The following is a 639-nucleotide window of genomic DNA, read 5'->3' as shown; positions in this document are numbered from 1 at the left end:
ATGGTGCCGAGGACCGGAATCGAACCGGTACGGTAATCACTTACCGCAGGATTTTAAGTCCTGTGCGTCTGCCAGTTCCGCCACCCCGGCAAAATAATGGAGCAGAAGACGGGATTCGAACCCGCGACCCCAACCTTGGCAAGGTTGTATTCTACCGCTGAACTACTTCTGCTTATATAATGCGGGTGAAGGGAGTCGAACCCCCACGCCGTAAGGCGCTAGATCCTAAGTCTAGTGCGTCTGCCAATTCCGCCACACCCGCTTATAAATGGTGAGCCATAGAGGATTCGAACCTCTGACCCTCTGATTAAAAGTCAGATGCTCTACCAACTGAGCTAATGGCTCTTGATAATGGTGCCGGCCAGAGGACTTGAACCCCCAACCTACTGATTACAAGTCAGTTGCTCTACCAATTGAGCTAGGCCGGCTAAATGGTGGAGAATGACGGGTTCGAACCGCCGACCCTCTGCTTGTAAGGCAGATGCTCTCCCAGCTGAGCTAATTCTCCAAAATAAATTACCTGGCACCGTCCTACTCTTGCGGAACGTAAGTCCGACTACCATCGGCGCTAAAGAGCTTAACTTCTGTGTTCGGCATGGGAACAGGTGTGACCTCTTTGCCATAGGCACCAGATAAAGT

The 639-nt window shown here is 51.6% G+C and carries 6 tRNA genes and 1 rRNA gene; all 7 read right to left on the bottom strand.

Annotated features, from left to right (window positions below):
• Position 1: 1 nt before the first annotated feature.
• The 7 genes from NXS11_RS10905 to rrf all read right to left on the bottom strand — a co-directional run bounded on the left by NXS11_RS10905 (position 2) and on the right by rrf (position 633).
• Positions 2–90: transfer RNA gene (locus tag NXS11_RS10905), tRNA-Leu, on the bottom strand.
• A gap of 7 nt (positions 91–97) precedes the next feature.
• Positions 98–172: transfer RNA gene (locus NXS11_RS10900), tRNA-Gly, on the bottom strand.
• Between the two features lie 8 nt (positions 173–180).
• Positions 181–262: transfer RNA gene (locus tag NXS11_RS10895), tRNA-Leu, on the bottom strand.
• 7 nt (positions 263–269) lie between these two features.
• Positions 270–345 (bottom strand) — tRNA-Lys (locus NXS11_RS10890).
• 7 nt (positions 346–352) lie between these two features.
• Positions 353–428 (bottom strand) — tRNA-Thr (locus NXS11_RS10885).
• A gap of 4 nt (positions 429–432) precedes the next feature.
• A tRNA-Val gene (locus NXS11_RS10880) sits at positions 433–508 on the bottom strand.
• A gap of 10 nt (positions 509–518) precedes the next feature.
• A 5S ribosomal RNA gene (gene rrf / locus NXS11_RS10875) occupies positions 519–633 on the bottom strand.
• Positions 634–639: the final 6 nt, after the last annotated feature.

The sequence above is a fragment of the Staphylococcus americanisciuri genome, assembly GCF_024814435.1.
Classification (GTDB): domain Bacteria; phylum Bacillota; class Bacilli; order Staphylococcales; family Staphylococcaceae; genus Staphylococcus; species Staphylococcus americanisciuri.
The sequence above is the reverse complement of the archived record's forward strand: the minus strand, read 5'-3'. Positions and strand labels throughout refer to the sequence as shown.